The organism is Gottfriedia sp. NPDC056225 (assembly GCF_042267765.1).
In the GTDB taxonomy this organism is placed as follows: Bacteria; Bacillota; Bacilli; order Bacillales; family Bacillaceae_G; genus Gottfriedia.
The window spans coordinates 1-2743 of the sequence record NZ_JBHJTJ010000121.1 but is presented as its reverse complement, the minus strand read 5'-3'; the positions used below and the strand labels follow the sequence as shown (position 1 = coordinate 2743).

Sequence of the window (2743 nt, the reverse complement as noted above, 5' to 3'; positions counted from 1 at the left end):
ACTTTTAAGTTAATCCACTGGTAATTATTTTTAAAATATATTTGATAAATTACTATTTGTATAAAAGTGGTAGCTAAATATGATGCTTGAACCGCAACGATGTCAAATCCATTTAGTAATAAAACAATTTTAAAAATATTATTTAATATATTTACTCCTGTTAGTATTGAAGCATTGATATAATCTTTACCTTCTGCTGAAAGAAAAATTCGATATTTACCTTGAAAATAATAATTAATCGCTCCAGGTATCCCTGTAAACAGTACTACAACAATAACAGTTAATTTATTCAAGCTTGATTCAACGATGGCAGGATATATTAATGCTAGAAGAATTACTGCAATAAAATAGTAATAACCAGTTCTTTTGTAATAAATAGAAGTAGCAGATAAAATTGAAGAAATGCCCTGTTTATCATTTTTTACAATCGGTTTATACAATGCCTGTAATGAAGCAGCCCCAACTCCTGCTTCGAATAGTGACATGTAAACAATTATTTGAGTAATGGATGAAACTAATCCATTGTTTTCCGATCCGTAATTAAGTAAAAATAGCCTTGGAATTACTAGTCCTAAGCCCATAGAAATTAATTGGCTAAGTAATCCAAAAACAATATTAAATATACTTCTTTTCGCCTTCATTTTTCCCCCTAAAGTTTTATATAAAATTAATCCTTATATATCGAAATTTTCGTTACTATATCAAAACAGTAATTAAGTAAATACCATAGTTACGTTTTTATTTTCTACTAGATAAGAATATTTTCTACATCAAGTTCCTCTTGAACTTGATATTCTCATTAAGCAATCCCCTCACAAATCTTTCTGATGAATTTTTAGTACTAATGTTAGATACCAAACCTACTAGACTTTTATATGATTTCCCGCAGTTTATAAAGGGGGTTGGCTAGTGTTTAATTCTAATTTTATTCATAAACGCCAAAAATCCACAAAATATATAGCTGTAGCTCAAAGGAAATATTATGTACTTTCGTTTCCCAGAAAGTACTTTAGAATCTATTAATTTCCGAATATTACCTTTAATCTCATTTTGTAGAGTAGTTATAATCCTCCTATTCAAGTAACCAAATTTAATAGCTTTACACAGATAGTCATAACAAAACAAACTATTTCGAAGTTCAATAAGATATTTTAATTCTTTTGTTATTCTTTTTTCTCCAATTATATTAATCACTTTTTGATGTGCCAATGCACAGGTTACCATTTTAGGACTAAAAGAAGCAACGGTACTCCCGCTCCAACGTATATAATGGTAAAATGGTTTTTCATAGCATATTATTTTTTTAGAATTTAATATACAGTTTGTTAAAGTTATCATGTCTTCTCCAATTGCTATATCTTTATCAAAGTATAGATATTGTTTAAGACTTTTAGCCTTAAAAATTTTGTTACAGACACCAGTTGAATAATTTTTTTCTAGCTTATAGCATAAGTTCAATGTTTCTGATTGATTGGTTATTATGTATCTACCAGAATACTCCATATGCGGTTCGTTGTTTATATAAAATCCACTCATAACTATATCTGCATCGGTTTTCAAAGCTATTTTAAGCATTTCATCAAATGTATTATTATCTAACCAATCATCACTATCAATAAATGATATAAAGTCCCCACTTGAACATTTCACTCCGTCATTCCTGGCTTCTGACACTCCAGCATTCTCTTTATCAATTAAAATTATTCTTGAATCGGCAGATTTATATTTTTCGCAAATTTCTAAGCTATTATCTTTTGAGCCGTCATTGATAAGAATAACTTCCAGCCTTTTATAAGTTTGATTTAAAACACTATCCAAACACTTGCTTAAATGTTCCTCTGTATTATATATAGGAATAATTACACTCACTAACGGCTCCATACAATTCTCCTTCCTTTTGACTGTACTTTTTCTGGATGGTTATTTGAAGGTTGACAAAAATACACACACATAACAAATATAATGAAATAGTTACCGTTTGCTGATAGTTCAGTAATCATTGATAAACAAATCAAAAAAGTTCCCGCTATAAAGTACATAGATACTTTTCGATTACACTTAGTTAATTTGCTCCCTGCGAACAATATTATTACTAAATACAAAAATAGGCCCATAATACCATTCCAATATAAAACACTCAATAACTGATTATGAGCTTGTAAGTCACCAAAAAGCAGATAACCATATTGGTTGTAAATAGCAATTGGAATATTTCTAGTATTCTCTCCTAAAATACCCGATCCTAAAAAAATGTTGTGATTTGACATGTCTTTAAATATGTTATCCCAAATCAAAGTCCTATTATCAAGTGTCAAATCCTCATGAAGAAAGTCTACGATTAACCATTTAAATACATTCTGTATTCTAAAAAATAAAATTGAAAAATTCAATAATATAGTAGCCGGTATTAAAGTATAATAATTAACCCATCTCATAGAGACCTTACTTTTAGAGATTACATAAACCAATAGTAATAGAATATCCAACAATACCATTGTAGAAATCCATTTTGTAAATATGAAATATGAGCCAAAAACAATAAAAACTATATCATAAAAAGAAAGTCTTTTTTTCGAAATCTCCATTTTCACAAGTAATAGAATAATAGCTATTGTATACGTATCTCCAAATCGTGTTTGAATTCCCAGAACTAAAATATTAGAGGAACCACTTAACAAAACATGTAGCAATATATTAAATGACAATATTTTGTATATAATATTAATAGTTCTTAAATAGTTTT

At 28.3% G+C, this 2743-nt stretch carries 2 protein-coding genes and 1 pseudogene; all 3 read right to left on the bottom strand.

What is annotated here, in order from left to right:
* A pseudogene (locus ACFCYN_RS25290) lies at positions 1-641 on the bottom strand (sugar isomerase); the annotation flags it as partial.
* A gap of 265 nt (positions 642-906) precedes the next feature.
* Positions 907-1881, bottom strand: a complete 975-nt coding sequence (locus ACFCYN_RS25285; protein WP_375952921.1) for a glycosyltransferase family 2 protein — start codon at positions 1879-1881, stop codon at positions 907-909.
* On the bottom strand, positions 1869-2743 hold an 875-nt coding region (locus ACFCYN_RS25280; RefSeq protein WP_375952918.1), incomplete at its 5' end, for an O-antigen ligase family protein. The genes ACFCYN_RS25280 and ACFCYN_RS25285, both read right to left, overlap by 13 nt.